13 protein-coding genes are annotated in these 14,854 nt (G+C 67.7%); 7 read left to right on the top strand and 6 right to left on the bottom strand.

Annotation, left to right across the window (positions count from 1 at the left end; genetic code table 11):
* Nucleotides 1-59: 59 nt before the first annotated feature.
* The 3 genes from JRI60_RS41615 to JRI60_RS41625 form a co-directional block, all read right to left on the bottom strand.
* Nucleotides 60-2,312, bottom strand: coding sequence for an ATP-binding protein (locus JRI60_RS41615; RefSeq protein ID WP_239470037.1), 2,253 nt, complete (start codon nt 2,310-2,312; stop codon nt 60-62).
* An 80-nt stretch (nt 2,313-2,392) separates the two neighbouring features.
* Nucleotides 2,393-3,769, bottom strand: coding sequence for a pyridoxal-phosphate dependent enzyme (locus JRI60_RS41620; protein WP_204221617.1), 1,377 nt, complete (start codon nt 3,767-3,769; stop codon nt 2,393-2,395).
* A gap of 6 nt (nt 3,770-3,775) precedes the next feature.
* Nucleotides 3,776-4,531 carry a sulfite exporter TauE/SafE family protein gene (locus tag JRI60_RS41625; protein ID WP_204221618.1) on the bottom strand — a complete coding sequence of 252 codons (756 nt, stop codon included), beginning with the start codon at nt 4,529-4,531 and terminating at the stop codon, nt 3,776-3,778.
* Nucleotides 4,532-4,621: 90 nt separating this feature from the next.
* On the opposite strand from JRI60_RS41625, the gene JRI60_RS41630 reads away from it, so the two are divergent.
* Together JRI60_RS41630 and JRI60_RS41635 are read left to right on the top strand one after the other, a co-directional pair.
* A complete protein-coding gene (locus tag JRI60_RS41630) occupies nt 4,622-5,515 on the top strand; it encodes a LysR family transcriptional regulator (protein WP_204221619.1) in 894 nt (297 codons plus the stop codon).
* Between the two features lie 94 nt (nt 5,516-5,609).
* Nucleotides 5,610-6,080, top strand: coding sequence for a peroxiredoxin (locus JRI60_RS41635; protein WP_204221620.1), 471 nt, complete (start codon nt 5,610-5,612; stop codon nt 6,078-6,080).
* A 12-nt stretch (nt 6,081-6,092) separates the two neighbouring features.
* On the opposite strand, the gene JRI60_RS41640 is transcribed toward JRI60_RS41635, so the two are convergent.
* Entirely contained in the window at nt 6,093-6,995 is a 903-nt protein-coding gene (locus tag JRI60_RS41640; protein ID WP_239470038.1) for a DMT family transporter, read from the bottom strand.
* Between the two features lie 31 nt (nt 6,996-7,026).
* Nucleotides 7,027-8,016, bottom strand: coding sequence for a GlxA family transcriptional regulator (locus JRI60_RS41645; RefSeq protein WP_204221621.1), 990 nt, complete (start codon nt 8,014-8,016; stop codon nt 7,027-7,029).
* A gap of 73 nt (nt 8,017-8,089) precedes the next feature.
* Between JRI60_RS41645 and JRI60_RS41650 the strand changes: the two genes are divergently transcribed.
* From JRI60_RS41650 to JRI60_RS41665, 4 genes are all read left to right on the top strand, one after another.
* On the top strand, nt 8,090-8,800 hold the full coding sequence (locus tag JRI60_RS41650) for an SDR family oxidoreductase (protein WP_204221622.1): 711 nt from the start codon (nt 8,090-8,092) through the stop codon (nt 8,798-8,800).
* 53 nt (nt 8,801-8,853) lie between these two features.
* Nucleotides 8,854-9,711, top strand: coding sequence for an alpha/beta fold hydrolase (locus JRI60_RS41655; protein WP_204221623.1), 858 nt, complete (start codon nt 8,854-8,856; stop codon nt 9,709-9,711).
* 26 nt (nt 9,712-9,737) lie between these two features.
* On the top strand, nt 9,738-10,568 hold the full coding sequence (locus JRI60_RS41660; RefSeq protein ID WP_204221624.1) for an enoyl-CoA hydratase/isomerase family protein: 831 nt from the start codon (nt 9,738-9,740) through the stop codon (nt 10,566-10,568).
* A gap of 258 nt (nt 10,569-10,826) precedes the next feature.
* Nucleotides 10,827-13,127 carry a nitric-oxide reductase large subunit gene (locus JRI60_RS41665; RefSeq protein WP_204221625.1) on the top strand — a complete coding sequence of 767 codons (2,301 nt, stop codon included), beginning with the start codon at nt 10,827-10,829 and terminating at the stop codon, nt 13,125-13,127.
* Nucleotides 13,128-13,249: 122 nt separating this feature from the next.
* Here the strand turns inward: JRI60_RS41665 and JRI60_RS41670 are convergent, their stop codons facing one another.
* Entirely contained in the window at nt 13,250-13,891 is a 642-nt protein-coding gene (locus JRI60_RS41670) for a zinc ribbon domain-containing protein (RefSeq protein ID WP_204221626.1), read from the bottom strand.
* Nucleotides 13,892-14,021: 130 nt separating this feature from the next.
* Between JRI60_RS41670 and JRI60_RS41675 the strand changes: the two genes are divergently transcribed.
* On the top strand, nt 14,022-14,849 hold the full coding sequence (locus JRI60_RS41675) for a hypothetical protein (protein WP_204221627.1): 828 nt from the start codon (nt 14,022-14,024) through the stop codon (nt 14,847-14,849).
* Nucleotides 14,850-14,854: the final 5 nt, after the last annotated feature.

Genomic DNA, 14,854 nt, shown 5'->3' on the forward strand with positions numbered 1-14,854 from the left:
GATGCCCCCTCTCCCTCTGGGAGAGGGCTGGGGTGAGGGTCTACCCGGGCGTCCCATCCTCACGGCGGATACGGCAACTCCAGGATGAACGTGGCCCCGAGCCCGGGCCCCTCACTCTCGGCCACCAGGGATCCCCCCAGCTCCTGAGCGGCCAGCGCACTGGCGTGCAATCCAAAGCCGTGCCCGCCCTCGCGAGTCGTAAACCCATGCTGGAAGATGCATGTGAGCATCTCCTGTGGAATCCCCACGCCGTTATCGCGGACCGAGATGCGGAGGCGGCCCTCCGCGGGAGCGTCGATTCTCAGGACCATGCGCCTGTGGCCCGAGGGGACGGAGTCCACCGCATACCGGGCGTTGCTGATCAGGTTGACGAGGATCATCAGCACCTTGTGCTTGTCGGTCGTCACCGGAGGCAGAGGAGCGAAATGCCGTTCCACCTGGATGTCGGAGCGGCCGAGCGCGGCGACGTTGATGCGCAGGGCGTCCTCGATCAGCTCCGCCAGCTGAACCTGCTCATGAAGCTTGGGGGCGCTGGCGTAGTTCTGCTGGACCTTGACGATGGTGCCGATGTGCGCGGTGTACCGGCCCAGGTCGTCGAGCAGCGACAGGATTTCCTGCCGCGACTCCGTCAGGTGTTGCCCCAGCTGGACCAGGAAGGGAGCGACGACGCAGCCGCGCTCGTCCTGGGAGAGGAAGGTCGCGAGGGAGGCCTGATTCTCCTCGAGCAGTCCCCCTACCCTGCCCACGTGCTCGAGCTTCATCCCGCTCAACTGCTCCCTGGCCAGGGTCGCCGAGGTGAAGACGCTGTTGAGGACATTGCCCACGTTGTGCAGCACGTTGGTGGCGATCTCCGCCATGCCGGCCTGCCGCGCCACGCCCACCAATTGCTGGTGGAGCGCCTGCAGCTCGCGGGTGCGCTCCTCCACGCGCTGCTCCAGCCCCTCGTTGGCCTGACGCAGGGCTTCCTCGCGACGCTGGACCTCCTCGGTCATCACCTGAAAGGCGTGTGCGAGCCGCCCCAGCTCGTCCTTGCGTGAGACATCCAGCGAAACCGTGAAGTCACCGGCCGTCACCTGATCCGCGGCGCGGGTGAAGGCCAGCAGCGGGCGGGAGAGCTGGACGTTGAGCACCCAGTACATGATGGCCAGCTCCAGGGCGAGCGAGAGGACACCGACGAAGAGGACATAGCGCGCGGCCCGGAGGGCGGGCCGGGTCACCGCGTGCTGGGGGAGGACGGTGGCGAAGTACCAGCCGGGGCCCTTGAGCCGTGTCACGGCGATGTATTCGCCATACTCCGGATCCTCGACGATGACCTGCCCGGGCTGGCGTCCCTTCACGTGCTCGAAGGTACTCCTCAGGTGGGCGCGCTGCTCCTGGGAGATGGAGGGATCGGGCTGCCCGGTGGCGGTCAGGACGTCGGGGGCATTGGAGGAGCCATCCTTCATCAGCTCGGGGTGGGCGATGAGCAGACCATCGTCGCGGAAGATGATGTTGTAGGCGTCGGGCAGGTGGTCGTTGACGGTGCGGGCCATCAACTCCGTGAGCAGGACATCGTGGCCGATGGTCGCCACCAGGCGGCCCTCCATGTCCAGCGGGGTGGAGACGGAGACCATCCAGTTCTTGCTGACCTTCTCGCGGTAGATGCTGGACCAGACCGTCTGCCGCTCCGGGTTCTTGTCGCGCTGGCTGCTGAGCCAGAGCTCATTGCTCTTGGACGACGGGGTGCCCTTGGACTTCGACTGGACGACCGACAGCTTGGAACCGACCTTCCGGCACCAGTCGGGGTACTCGGGCCAGTAGACGGAGACCGCCCCTTCCGGCAGGGAGATGAAGGTATTGGCGAAGCGGACGTGCATCGCGGGCCCGTGCTGGGCGAGCACGTCGTACGAGGCCAGGAAGCGGCGGAGGAGGTCGGCGTCGGGCTCGAAGCCCGCGGAGACCATGCCGCCGGGCATCTTCGTTCCGTCGAAGTGCTCCAGGCGGCAGCGGATGGCGCCATCGGGCATTCGGGCATAGAGGCTGTCGAAGTGGGCGGTCGGATCCTCCTGGCCCCAGGCGCGGATGCGCTCCTCCAGGGACGCCTTGAGGAGGGCGTGGTTGTCCTCCGCCAGTACGAAGAGGGCCTGCTCGCGGGGGACTCGCGCCTCGACATACCGCGCCAGCTGTGCGAGCGCCTCGTCGCGCACGGAGTTGACCAGGTGGAAGTAGCTGACGAGTGTGGCCAGGGCGATGACCCCGGCGATCCACACCCCCATCTTCAGGAGCGTCGAATGGGCCAGGGCTGTCTGGGGGCGGGCGACGGCTGGCGGCATCGCCCCGGATCATGCCATGCCTGCGGGAAACACTTCTCACCCCCCGAGAATGAACCCGGGGGAGTGGGGAACCCAACCACTCAGCGCAGCTTGCGGCGCAGGTGGTTGAGCAGGTCGATGCGGGTGATGAGGCCGATGAACTCGTCCCCGTCCATGACGATGGGCACGAAGCCCTTGTCGAGCAGCGGGAGCAGCTCGCGCACGGGGGTGCGCACGTCCACGGTCTGCAACCGGGTGGACATGACGTCGCGCACCGGCAGGCGCAGGCGCGTCTCGTCGTCGACGGCGGCGAGCAGCAGGTCGGACTCGTCGATCATCCCCACCACCCTGCCCCCCTCCAGCACGGGGAGCTGGGAGACCTCGTAGAGCTTCATCCGCGCGTAGGCGACGAGCATCGTGTCCGAGGGGGCCAGGGTGACCACGGCCCGGTCCGCGTAGCGGCGGGTGATGACGTCGCGCAGGTCCCCATGGAGCTGGCGCGGCAGGAAGCCCTGGTCCGCCATCCAGAAGTCATTGAACATCTTCGACAGGTACTTGTTGCCGCTGTCGCAGACGAAGGTGCACACGCGCTTGGGCGTGGTCTGCTCGCGGCAGTAGCGCAGGGCCGCGGCGATGAGCGTGCCGGAGGACGAGCCCGCGAGGATGCCCGCCTGCTTGAGCAGCAGGCGGGCCGTCTCGAGGCTCTCCGCGTCGGAGATGGAGTAGGCCTTCTTCACCCGGGACAGGTCCGCGTTGGGGGGGAGGAAGTCCTCGCCGATGCCCTCGACGACCCAGGAGCCCGCCTTGCCCATGGTGCCCGTCTTCACGTAGTCCGCGAGCACCGAGCCCTGGGGGTCGGCGAGCACCATCTCGCACTCGGGGATGGCCCGGGCGAAGTAGCGAGACAGGCCGGCCAGGGTGCCGCCGGAGCCGACGCCGCACACCATGGCATCCAGCCGGTTGCCGAGCTGGGCGGCGATCTCCGGGCCGGTGGTGGTCTCGTGGGCCAGCGGGTTGGCGGGGTTGGCGAACTGGTTGACGTAGAAGCCCCCCAGCTCTCGGGCGATGCGCTCGGCCATGTCCTGGTAGTAGTCGGGGTGACCCTTCTCCACGTCCGAGCGGGTCATGATGATTTCGGCCCCGAGCGCCTTGAGGTGGAGGACCTTCTCCTGGCTCATCTTGTCGGGGATGACGAGCGTGAGCCGGTAGCCCTTCTGGGAGGCGACGAGGGCGAGCCCCAGGCCGGTGTTGCCGGCGGTGGCCTCGACGAGGTGCTTCTGGTGGGGGCCGAGCAGGCCGGACTGCTCCGCGGCGGAGATCATCGACAGGCCGATGCGGTCCTTGATGGAGCCGCCGGGGTTGTGGCTCTCGAGCTTGAGGAAGAGCTCGCACGGGCCCGTGTCGAGCTGGGTGACTCTCACCATGGGGGTGTTGCCGATGAGGCCGAGGAGATCGGTGGGAAGGGGTGCGGAGCGCATGGCCGGTCAGAGTACATGAGCGGCCCGAAAGAAGAAGGCGGCGGTCATCGCAACGTTGAAGATCGTGATTCCAGCCCGGAGGAGATGCGAAGGAAGACGCCGGGTGACACGCGCGCCGGCATGGCCGCCCACCACCGAGGCGGCGAGCATGACGCAGGTCTGCGGCCACCAGACCGCGTTGGCGGCGACGAAACAGAGGACCGCGATGGAGTTCGTCGCCCCGACCAACAGCGTCCTGGCCGCGTTCATGGCCTTGATGTCGGAGAGGCCCACCAGGCTCCAGACCGCCATCATCATGATGCCGACGGCGCCTCCAAAGTACCCCCCGTAGGTCCCCAGCAGGAACTGGCCACAGAGGAGCGTCCGCGGGCCGATGTGGAACCTCCGGCGAAGCACCGCGCCCACCCGCCGGCCGAAGGCGAAGGCCAGCGTCCCCATCAACAACAGCCAGGGAAGGATGACATCGAAGGCCGTCCGGGGTGTGACGAGCAACAGCAGCGCACCGGAGAGACCACCGGACAGGCTCGCCAGGAGCATGGCGCGCATCGAGACGCCCTCGAAGGCCCCGAGGTCTTCGCGATAGACCCAGGCACTGGCGAGACTGCCCGGGAACAGCGCGACGGTGCTCGACGCGTTGGCCGGGACGGGGGGCACCCCGGCGAAGACCAGCGCGGGCAGGGTGATGAAGGAACCGCCGCCCGCGGCCGCGTTCATCGCTCCCGCGAGAAGGCCCGCACCGAACAAGAGGAGGAAGTGTTCCATGCGGCGAGCCTGCGCCCCCTGCCCTCGACGGACAATGCGGGATAAGCTGAGTGTGCCTTCGGCTCCCCCGAAGGCTGGAGGACCGACGGAATGGAAGCGACGTCGCGCTTCGACCTGACCGACCTGCGACTGTTCCTCCAGGTGGTGGAAGCGGGGAGCATCACGGGGGGTGCCGAGCGGTCGCACCTGGCGCTGGCCTCCGCCAGCGCACGCGTGCGAGGCATGGAGGAGGCACTCGGTGTGCCGCTGCTGCTGCGCGGGCGCCGGGGCGTGCAACCGACGGAGGCGGGGCGGACCCTGGTCCACCATGCACGTGTCGTCCTGCTGCAGATGGAGCGGATGCGGGACGAGCTCGGCGAATACGCCCGGGGACTCAAGGGTCACGTCCGTCTGCAGTGCAATACCGCCGCCCTCACGGAGTTCCTCCCCGAGGCGCTGAGCACCTTCCTGACCACGCATCCCCATGTCGACGTCGCCCTGGAGGAGCGGCTGAGCCATGAGATCGTCCAGGCGATCGCCGAGGGCCGGGCGGATATGGGCATCGTCTCGGACTCGGTCGACCTGTCGGGGCTGGAGACCTTTCCCTTCCGCATGGACCGGCTGGTGCTGGTGACGGCGCGAGCGCATCCCCTCGCGGCACGGCGGAGCATCGGCTTCACCGAGACACTCGAGTACGACTTCATCGGACTGAGCGAGGACAGCGCGCTCCAACAATACCTGGCGGGGCACGCGGCGCGCGCCGGACGGCGGATGAGCTACCGGGTGCGCCTGCGCAGCTTCGACGCGATCTGCCGGATGGTCGAACGCGACGTGGGCATTGGAGTGATTCCAGAGACCGCGGCCGAGCGCTGTCAGCGCTCGATGGCGCTCCGGCGGCTCCGGTTGACGGATGCCTGGGCGACCCGCCAGCTCACCCTCTGCGTACGCCGATTCGCCGAGCTGCCAGCCTATGCCAGACAGTTGCTCGAGGCGCTCAGGGCCTGAGAATCCAAGGCCGGGCAACCGCCTCATTCCGTATTGAAACGTCGAGGGTCCGGCATTAGCAAGGGCGCGAACGTCGAACGTCAGGAACCCCCCCGTGAGCATCAAAGTTGGTGACAAGGCCCCCGATTTCACGTTGCCGAAGCAGGACGGTACCCCCGCGAACCTGAAGGAGCTGCTCCAGAAGTCGGCGGTGGTGCTCTACTTCTATCCGAAGGACGATACGCCGGGCTGCACCAAGGAGGCGTGCTCGTTCCGTGACTCGTACGAGGCCTTCAAGGACGCCGGAGCCGAGGTGGTGGGCATCAGCTCGCAATCGGCGGCCTCCCACGAGGCCTTCGCGGCGAAGTACCGGCTGCCGTTCACCCTGGTGAGCGACGAGGGCGGCAAGGTGCGGAGCCAGTACGGCGTTCCGAGCACGCTGGGGCTGCTGCCCGGGCGGGTGACGTACGTCATCGACCGCGACGGCACCGTCCGGCACGTCTTCAACTCGCAGCTCAACGCCACGCGCCACGTCACCGAGGCGCTGAACATCGTCAAGCAGCTCACCGGCAAGACGGCCAACTGAGCCGTCACGGGCTCACGGCCGGGGCCAGCCGAGCAGCACGGCCCCGAGCATCACCAGGCCCGCCCCCACGAGCTGACGCCGTCCCATCCGTTCACCCTGGAGCGCTCCGAGCCCCAGGGCGAACGCGATGGACGTATTGCGCAACGTGAGCACGGCCCCGGTCCCACCGTGCACGAGCGCCATGAGCAGCAGAGAGAAGGACAGCGTGCAGAGCACCCCGGCGGTCACGAGCAGCAGGGGCCGGGTCATCACCTTGCGGAACAATGCGCCCCAGCCCGCCTCCTCCCGGCGGCGCTGAAGGACGAGCAGCGGAAGGGCCACGCCGAGGGACAGGGTGAACAGGGCCGGAGGCGGCACCCCCTCGCCCAGGGCGCGCTTGTAGCTGAGGTTGAACCCGGCGATGCACGCGGCGCTCGCGAGGGCCCAGAGCACGCCCTCGCCCACCGTGCCCCGAGGCCGCTCGAGGTTCATCCCCGCCATGCCCAGGGCCACGGCGGCGGCGCCCGCCACGGACGCCGGGGTGAGACGCTCGCCCAGCCACAGCACGGACGCGGGCCAGACGAGCAGCAGCGCGCCACCGCGGGCCACGGTGTACGCGAGCCCCAGGGGCGCACGGCGCAGCGAGCGCGCGAGCGTGACCAGGTAGCCGCTCTCCAGCACTCCGGCCACCAGCGACCAGAGCAGGGCCCATGGGGTGGGGAACGCCGTGCCCTCCAGGCCGAGCGCCCACAGCCCTCCGCACCCCACGGTGACGGCGATGACGCCCACCACGGCGGATTCGGGGTCCTCGTGACGCTTGAGGAGCGCGTTCCACAGCGCGTGGAAGAAAGCGGACGACAGCACCAGCACCAGCGCGGCGGAGTTCACCGGGCCTCCGAGAAACGGGATGATGAGCCCTCGAACACGGGGACTCAAGAGCACTCGATAAATCCGGGAGGTGGCAAGCTCAGGCGGCCAGCCCACGTCGTCGGCGAGGCGACTCACCCGCGAATCGACGAAAGACGCGGCGGAAAGCCGCGGCGTCGGCGTAGCCCACCTGCGCGGCGATTTCGTCGACCGATGCGTGCGTCGTCTCGAGCAGATGTGCCGCGCGACTCACGCGGATGCGTTGCACGAGCGCGTGCGGCGTCATTCCGAGGCTCGCGTGGACTCGGCGAGCGAGCGTCCGTGGAGACACCGCGGCCACGCGAGCGAGCTCGTCGAGAGACAGCTGACGGTCGATGTTTTGCACGATGAAACGTTCGACCGCTCGCAGCCCGGGGTCGGACACGCGGAGATGCTCCATCACCATATAGCGGGCCTGGGAGGGCCGCTCGTCGAGGACGAGGTAGCGCGTCACGAGATGCGCCACGGAAGGCCCCGTCAGCCGTGCGACGAGCGCGAGCATGAGATCCGCGTGAGCCAGCGCGGAGCCGGCGGTGAGGATTTCCCCGGCGTCGACCACCATGGACTCGGCCGAGAGCGACACCCTGGGAAACATCCGAGCGAACTGCGGGGCGAGCCACCACGTCGTCGTCGCGGTCCGCCCCTCGAGGAGGCCCGACGCAGCAAGCACGAACGTGGCCGAGCACGACGCGGCGAGCATCACGCCCTTGGCAGCTGCCTTCGCGAGGAGGTCCGCGGCGCGTTGTGTGTCCTTTCGGGCCAACAACTTATCGACGGTTCGCCCACTGGCCGCGAACATCCCCGGCAAGACGACGACATCCCCCTTGCGGAGCCCGCGAAGGCTGAACGCGCCGTCCACCGCGACCGTCCGCCCGGCGGCGGAACGCACCGACCGGCCGTCGAGTGACACCACACGCTGGCGCAGCACCCTCGTCCCAGGATGCAACAGCGTGCGCCCGGCGTCGATGAGCTCCGCCGCCGTGCCGACGACGTCGAGCCCCACGCCGAGCGCGCTGTCGGCCACACCCTCGAGGACCATGTGCACGAACATGTGGCAAGGATAGACCGAACATTGTCGTTACCGCCACTGGCCGGAGCGCCTCGGTCCTTGCAAAAAGGAGCTCATGAACATCCGACAATCCGTCGCACTCGTCACAGGCGCCAATCGCGGCCTCGGTCTCAGCCTCACGAAAGCGCTGCTCGCTCGCGGCGCCAAGAAGGTCTACGCAGCGGCTCGCACCCCCGCCTCGAGCTCCATGGACGGCGTCGTGCCGGTGGTTCTCGACGTCACGAAGCCAGACACCATTGCGGCCGCGGCTCGTGAGCTCGGCGACGTCACGCTTCTCGTGAACAACGCTGGCATCATCCGCGCGCGGGGGCTCCTCGCTGGAGGCATCGTTGCGACCGCACGCGAAGAGCTCGAGACGAACTACCTCGGACTCCTCGCTGTGAGCGAGGCCTTCGCTCCCGTGCTCGCGAAGAACGGTGGCGGCGCGATCCTCAACGTCTTGTCGGTGCTCAGCTGGTTGGCACCGCCGGGTTCGACGACCTACGGCGCCTCGAAGGCCGCGGCCTGGGCGCTGACCAATGGGCTGCGTGCGGAGCTTGGCTCGCAAGGCACCCAGGTGACCGCCGTGCATGTCGGCTATATCGACACGGATATGGTGCGCGGGCTCGACGTGCCGAAGGTGCCGGCCGAGGAGGTCGCACGACTGGCGCTCGATGGTGTGGAGGCCGGGGCCGACGAGGTGCTCGTCGATCAGCTCACCAGGACGGTGAAAGACGGCCTGTCGCGTGGGCTGTATCTCCGCTCCCCCTCGGCCCCCAGGGGATGAGGAAATCCATCATTGGTATCGCGCAACGCTTACGGGCTGAAAGGACACGAAATATGACGACGAAGAATGGGCAACTGACTGCTCCGAACCTGACCATCGAAGCGGCGAACGGCGTGAGGTATGCCTATCGGCGCTTCGGCAAGACCGACGGCTCGGCGACGCCGCTCGTGTGCTTCGTTCACTATCGCGCCAATCTCGACAACTGGGACCCGGCGCTCGTCGATGCGCTCGCTGCTGAGCGCGAGGTCATCCTGATGGACAACGTCGGCGTCGCCGGCTCGAGCGGCAAGACGCCTGACACGGTCGCTGAGATGGCCCATGGCGCAATCGCCTTCGTCGATGCGCTCAAGCTCGCGCGCTTTGACATCCTGGGCTTTTCGCTCGGTGGCTTCGTGGCGCAGGAGTTTGCATTGATGAGGCCGCATCAAGTACGCCGCCTGGTTCTCGCCGGAACGGGCCCCCAAGGCGGCGAGGGCATGCACATGTACGTGCCAGAAGTGCTCGAGATTGCGCTCCGCGAGACGATCGACGCGGAGGCGATGCTGACCATCTTCTTCGAGAAGTCGGAGTCGAGTCGCGCGAAGGGCCGCGAGTTCATCCAACGCCTCCGCCTGCGGCAGACCCATCGAGACGTCCCTGTCACCAGGGATACCGCCAACGCGCATATCACCGCGATCTCGACTTGGGGTATCCCGGACGCGTCGAAGCTCTCGCGCCTCGCGGCGATCAAGCAGCCGACGCTGGTCGCCAACGGGGACAACGACATCATGGTACCAACGGCCAACTCCTACCTGATGGCCAGGCATCTTCCGAATGCGCAGCTGCGAATCTACCCGGACGCTGGGCACGCATTCTTGTTCCAATATCCGGAAGAGTTCGCCGCTGACGTGAACCGCTTCCTCGGTCGCTAGCCAGACTGCAATCTCAGGAGCGCAACATGAGCGAGAAAAGCACCATCATTTTCGAAAAATCAACGCCGAAGATCGCCACCATCACCTTCGCGAATCCGCCCGTGAATGTGATCGCGCCGGAGACCGTGACACGACTGCACGAGCTCCTCCATGAGCTCGAGAATGACGTTCGAGTTCAGGTTGTCATCTTCACGAGCAACATCAGCGGATTCTTCTTCAATCACTTCGATCTCCGGCAAGCCGACAAGTTTCCGTTCATCCCAGGCCCAGACTCCGTCCCCATGTGGGTCGACCTGGTCATTCGCCTTTCGAAGGCACCCTTCTTGAGCATCGCGAAGATCCGCGGACGAACGCGCGGAGGGGGCAACGAGCTCGCTCTGGCGTGCGACTTGCGCTACGCGAGCCGCGAGCACGCCATCTTCGGGCAGCCGGAAGTCGGCACCGGCATCCTGCCAGGTGGTGGTGGCAGCGAACGTCTGCCACGCCTCATCGGGCGTGACCGCGGCCTCGAGGCGATTGTCACCAGCCAGGACTACGATGCTGAGCTTGCCGAGCGATACGGCTGGGTCACGCGAACCTTGCCCGACGCCGAGCTCGATGGATTCGTGGAAAGGCTCGCGACCCGCGTCGCTTCCTTCGACAAGGCCGTCGTGGCTGCCGCCAAGGCTCAAGTCAACCGGGCGTCACTGCCTCCGGACGCTGATTTCGCCACGGCATATGCGGAGTACACGCGCTCGCTGGCGGGACCGGGCTTCCAGGCCAGCTTTGCGCGGCTTGGTAAGCAGTTCGCCGAGAAAGGCCTCGAGGTCGAGCATCGGCTCGGCGAGTACCTCGGCATCGCCAACGCGCATCCCTGACACGCCTCCAACCATCCGGGCCCACCTGCGCGGGCAAATGCCCAGGTGGCCCATCCGGGACACCAAACCTCCTGCGACACGCCCGCCCGCTCGCCCACCTCGAAACATGTATTCGAGATGCACGATTTGCGCGCGCCGGCCCCCCTGAACGCACCGCTTGCGCACACGGCGCGTGCGAGCCCGAGGGGAGAAGCCTGGAACGGGGTTTGCTCTGGGAGTCGCCAACCTGCTGACACCCTCCTTTCAGGAAGCCCGGTCATGCGACACCGCAAACTCTGGTTCGGCCTAGGCGCCGTCGTCCTCGTCTCCTTCCTGGTCCTGGGGGGCCAGGGAGTGCGCATCTCGCGCACGCTCCCGCCCATCCCCGAGAAGGTGATGACGCCCGAGGGCACGGTGCTGCTCACGGGCGAGTCCATCATGCGCGGGCAGAACGTGTGGCAGTCCATCGGAGGCCAGCAGGTGGGCTCGGTGTGGGGCCACGGGGCGTACGTGGCGCCGGACTGGAGCGCGGACTGGCTGCACCGCGAGGCCACCTTCGTGCTGGACACCTGGGCACGCGAGGAGGGCCTCACCTCCTATGCGGAGGCTCCGGCCGAGCGGCAGGCGGCGCTGCGCACCCGGCTCACCGCGCAGATGCGCACCAACACGTATGACGCCCAGACGGGCTCGGTGACGCTGTCCCCGGTGCGCGCCGAGGCGATGCGGGCCAACGCCGCGCACTACGCGGACGTCTTCTCCAAGGGCCGCGCGGCCTATGCCATCCCCGAGGGCGCCCTCACGAACCCGGAGAAGCTGAAGGACCTGGGGGCGTTCTTCTGGTGGACGAGCTGGGTGGCGTCGACGACCCGGCCCGGCGACACCGTCACCTATACGCAGAACTGGCCGCACGAGCCGCTGGTGGGCAACCAGCCCGCCGCGGGCGTGACGCTGTGGAGCATGGCGTCCGTGGTGCTGCTGCTGGCCGGGGTGGGCGCGCTCCTGTGGTACCTGAGCGGGAAGAAGGAGGACGAGGAGCCTGTGCCGCCCGAGAAGGATCCGTTCTCCGGGCTCCAGCTCACGCCGAGCCAGCGAGCCACGGGCAAGTACTTCCTGGTGGTGGTGGCGCTCTTCCTGGCGCAGGTGGGGCTGGGCGGGGTGACGGCGCACTTCGGGGTGGAGGGAGCAGGCTTCTACGGCGTGCCGTTGGCGAAGTACCTGCCGTACGCGGTGACGCGCAGCTGGCACACGCAGCTGGGCATCTTCTGGATAGCGACGGCGTGGCTGGCCACGGGCCTCTTCGTGGGCCCGGCGGTGAGCGGCGTGGAGCCGAAGTATCAGCGGGCGGGGGTGAACTTCCTCTTCGTGTGCCTGCTCATCATCGTAGTGGGGGCGCTGTTCGGACAGTGGGCCTCGGTGCAACAGCGCATGGGCAATGGGGACTACTGGTACTGGTTCGGCCACCAGGGCTGGGAGTACGTGGACCTGGGCCGCTTCTGGCAGATCTTCCTCTTCGTGGGCCTCTTCGTGTGGCTGTTCCTCACGGCGCGGTCGGTGTGGCCGGCGCTGAAGAAGCCCTCCGAGGGCCGGCCGCTGCTGGTGCTCTTCGTCATCTCGTCGATGGCCATCGCCTCCTTCTACGGAGCGGGGCTGATGTACGGGCAGCGCAGCCACATGGGCATGGTGGAGTACTGGCGCTGGTGGGTGGTGCACCTGTGGGTGGAGGGCTTCTTCGAGGTCTTCGCCACGGTGGTGATGACGTTCCTGTTCACCAGGCTGGGGGTGCTGTCGGCGCGCACGGCGGTACCGGCGGTGCTCTTCACCACGGTGCTCTTCCTGGCGGGAGGAATCATCGGCACGTTCCACCACCTGTACTTCTCGGGGACGCCGGCGGCGGCGATGGCGCTGGGGGCGACGTTCAGCGCGCTGGAGGTGGTGCCGCTGGTGCTGGTGGGCCGCGAGGTGTGGAGTCACATCCGGCTGTCGCGACTGCAGGGGTGGATGCAGCAATACCGCTGGCCCATCCTGTTCTTCATCGGGGTGGCGTTCTGGAACCTGGTGGGAGCGGGGCTGTTCGGCTTCCTGATCAACCCGCCGATCGCGCTCTACTACATGCAGGGGCTGAACCTGACGCCGCTGCATGGACACACGGCGCTGTTCGGGGTGTACGGGATGCTGGGGATCGCGCTGATGCTCTTCTCGCTGCGGATGATGCAGCCGGAGGCGAGGTGGAAGACGAGGCCGCTGGCGTGGGCGTTCTGGAGCATCAACGCGGGGCTGGTGTTGATGGTGGTGCTGTCGCTGCTGCCGATCGGGGTGTTGCAGACGAAGGCGGCCATCGAGCAGGGGACGTGGTGGGCGCGAAGCGCGGAGTTCCTGCAGACGCCGCTGATGGACACGCTGAGGTGGCTGAGGGTGCCGGGGGACGTGCTCTTCGCGGTGGGGGCGCTGCTGCTGGCGTGGTTCATCGTGGGGCTGAAGACGGGCTGGTCGCTGGAGCGAGCGGAAGCGCCGCGCCCCCAATCGGAGCCCGAGCGTCTCGGAGCTGCGGCCCCGGCACACGCCATCCTCCGCCGTCGCTAAGTCCCCTCTTCTTCACCACCATCATCCCCTCTCCCAGAGGGAGAGGGTCTAACTCGATTTATGCCCCCTCTCCCTCTGGGAGAGGGCTGGGGTGAGGGTCTACACCCCGTTCACCCGCCCGTTTACCCGCCTCGAGGCGTGCCGCACTCGGCACAAAACCGGGCCTTGGCAGCCAGCTCCGTACCGCACTGGGTGCAATGAACGGCCTTGGCGACCAGGGGCTTGCCGCACTCGGCGCAGAACTTCCCGCCCTTGGTACGAGCCCGGCAGTGGGGACACGCCACCACGGCCTGCTGGGCCTTCATGTCCAGGCCCTCCACCTGGTCCACCTTGCGAGCCTTGTCCCAGGCCTGCTCCACGGAGACCCGGGCCTGGATATGCGCGGCCTCTTCCTCCATGTTGGGCGCGCACGCCTCACACAACCCGCGGGACTCGTTCCAACAGGCCTCGGGGCAGACCCACTTGCCACAGCGGGTGCAGTGCTGGAAGTGCGTCTTGGCCTCGGTGACGGCCTCGGAGAAGGCATCATCCCAGGCGCTGCCGCGTAACGCATCCTTCACATGGTCGCCCGCGTAGGCGGCGCGAGACACGGCGCCGCCGAAGATGGAGCCGGCGGCGCGCAGGAAGCTGGCGGCCAGACCCACCTTGTTGGTGATGAAGGTGGACATGTGCCCGTTGCCGCACTTGTCGCAGTGGAACTCGAACTGGAAACCGCTGTCGTTCGAGCGGTCGGTGTAATTCCGGGTGAACTGGATCATCGCCATGGGCGTGGGCCTCCTCCTCGGACAACTCGGCGTCCCGTACGCTAGCACCGTCGGTGGGGGGTTGCCCTCGGAGAGCGGAAGGAGCTACCACCCGGCCCCGCGGTTCCATACCCGGAAGAGGGGGAAGTGCATGAACAAGAAGGTCCTGGTGGGAGTGGGCATCGGCTGTGGCTCGCTGGTGCTGCTGGCGGTCATCGGCGTGGGAGTGGGGGCGTGGTGGCTGAAGCGGCAGGTGGGCGACTCCATGTCGTCGATGATGGCGGCGGGGCAGAAGATGCAGGCGATGGGGCAGGAGCTGGCGCAGCTCGAGCGGCAACATCCCTTCACGGCGCCGGCCGAGGGTGAGGTGCTGGCGCTCTCGGAGGCGCGCGTGCTCGACTACCTCGGGGTGCGCGAGGCGGTGTTGCCGGCGTTCGCCGAGTTCGAGAAGCAGTCCCAGGGCTTCCAGGAGGAGCACCAGGACTCGAAGCAGGCGGACTTTGGCGCGGCGATGAAGGCCACCGAGATGATGACCGAGCAGCTCACCCGGGTGCACGGCTCCTACATCGAGGGCCTGAAGAAGCACCGCATGTCGCCGAGCGAGTACCACGCCATCACCCAGACGCTCTACGCCTCGACGCTGGAGGGCATCACGGAGCAGGAGCAGGAGGAGGCGGCGGCGGTCCGCGAGGAGGCACTCCAGCAGGTGCGCGAGCAGCTGAAGGACGGCACGCTCGACGCCGAGCAACGGGCCGCGCTGGAGGAGGAGGAGCGGCAGCTCGAGTCCATGGGAGAGGAGGCCGCCCAGGCCCCTGCCCTCTCCGAGAGCGCGAAGGTGGCGGTCGCCACCAACCTGAATCTGCTGGAGAAGCACCGGGAGCGCATCGAGCGGGCCGGCAACCCCGGCATGGACTCGGTGCTCCTGGGCACGCTCGCCGAGGCCGGGACTCCGGCGGGCGCGGCCCAGGACACGCCCTGACGGGG

The organism is Archangium violaceum (genome assembly GCF_016887565.1).
Taxonomy (GTDB): domain Bacteria; phylum Myxococcota; class Myxococcia; order Myxococcales; family Myxococcaceae; genus Archangium; species Archangium violaceum_B.

Coding starts and splice junctions, on each gene's coding strand:
- JRI60_RS41615 (WP_239470037.1), bottom strand. CDS start 2,312: ATGCCGCCAGCCGTCGCCCGCCCCCAGACAGCCCTGGCCCATTCGACG.
- JRI60_RS41620 (WP_204221617.1), bottom strand. CDS start 3,769: ATGCGCTCCGCACCCCTTCCCACCGATCTCCTCGGCCTCATCGGCAAC.
- JRI60_RS41625 (WP_204221618.1), bottom strand. CDS start 4,531: ATGGAACACTTCCTCCTCTTGTTCGGTGCGGGCCTTCTCGCGGGAGCG.
- JRI60_RS41630 (WP_204221619.1), top strand. CDS start 4,622: ATGGAAGCGACGTCGCGCTTCGACCTGACCGACCTGCGACTGTTCCTC.
- JRI60_RS41645 (WP_204221621.1), bottom strand. CDS start 8,016: ATGTTCGTGCACATGGTCCTCGAGGGTGTGGCCGACAGCGCGCTCGGC.
- JRI60_RS41650 (WP_204221622.1), top strand. CDS start 8,090: ATGAACATCCGACAATCCGTCGCACTCGTCACAGGCGCCAATCGCGGC.
- JRI60_RS41655 (WP_204221623.1), top strand. CDS start 8,854: ATGACGACGAAGAATGGGCAACTGACTGCTCCGAACCTGACCATCGAA.
- JRI60_RS41660 (WP_204221624.1), top strand. CDS start 9,738: ATGAGCGAGAAAAGCACCATCATTTTCGAAAAATCAACGCCGAAGATC.
- JRI60_RS41665 (WP_204221625.1), top strand. CDS start 10,827: ATGCGACACCGCAAACTCTGGTTCGGCCTAGGCGCCGTCGTCCTCGTC.
- JRI60_RS41670 (WP_204221626.1), bottom strand. CDS start 13,891: ATGGCGATGATCCAGTTCACCCGGAATTACACCGACCGCTCGAACGAC.
- JRI60_RS41675 (WP_204221627.1), top strand. CDS start 14,022: ATGAACAAGAAGGTCCTGGTGGGAGTGGGCATCGGCTGTGGCTCGCTG.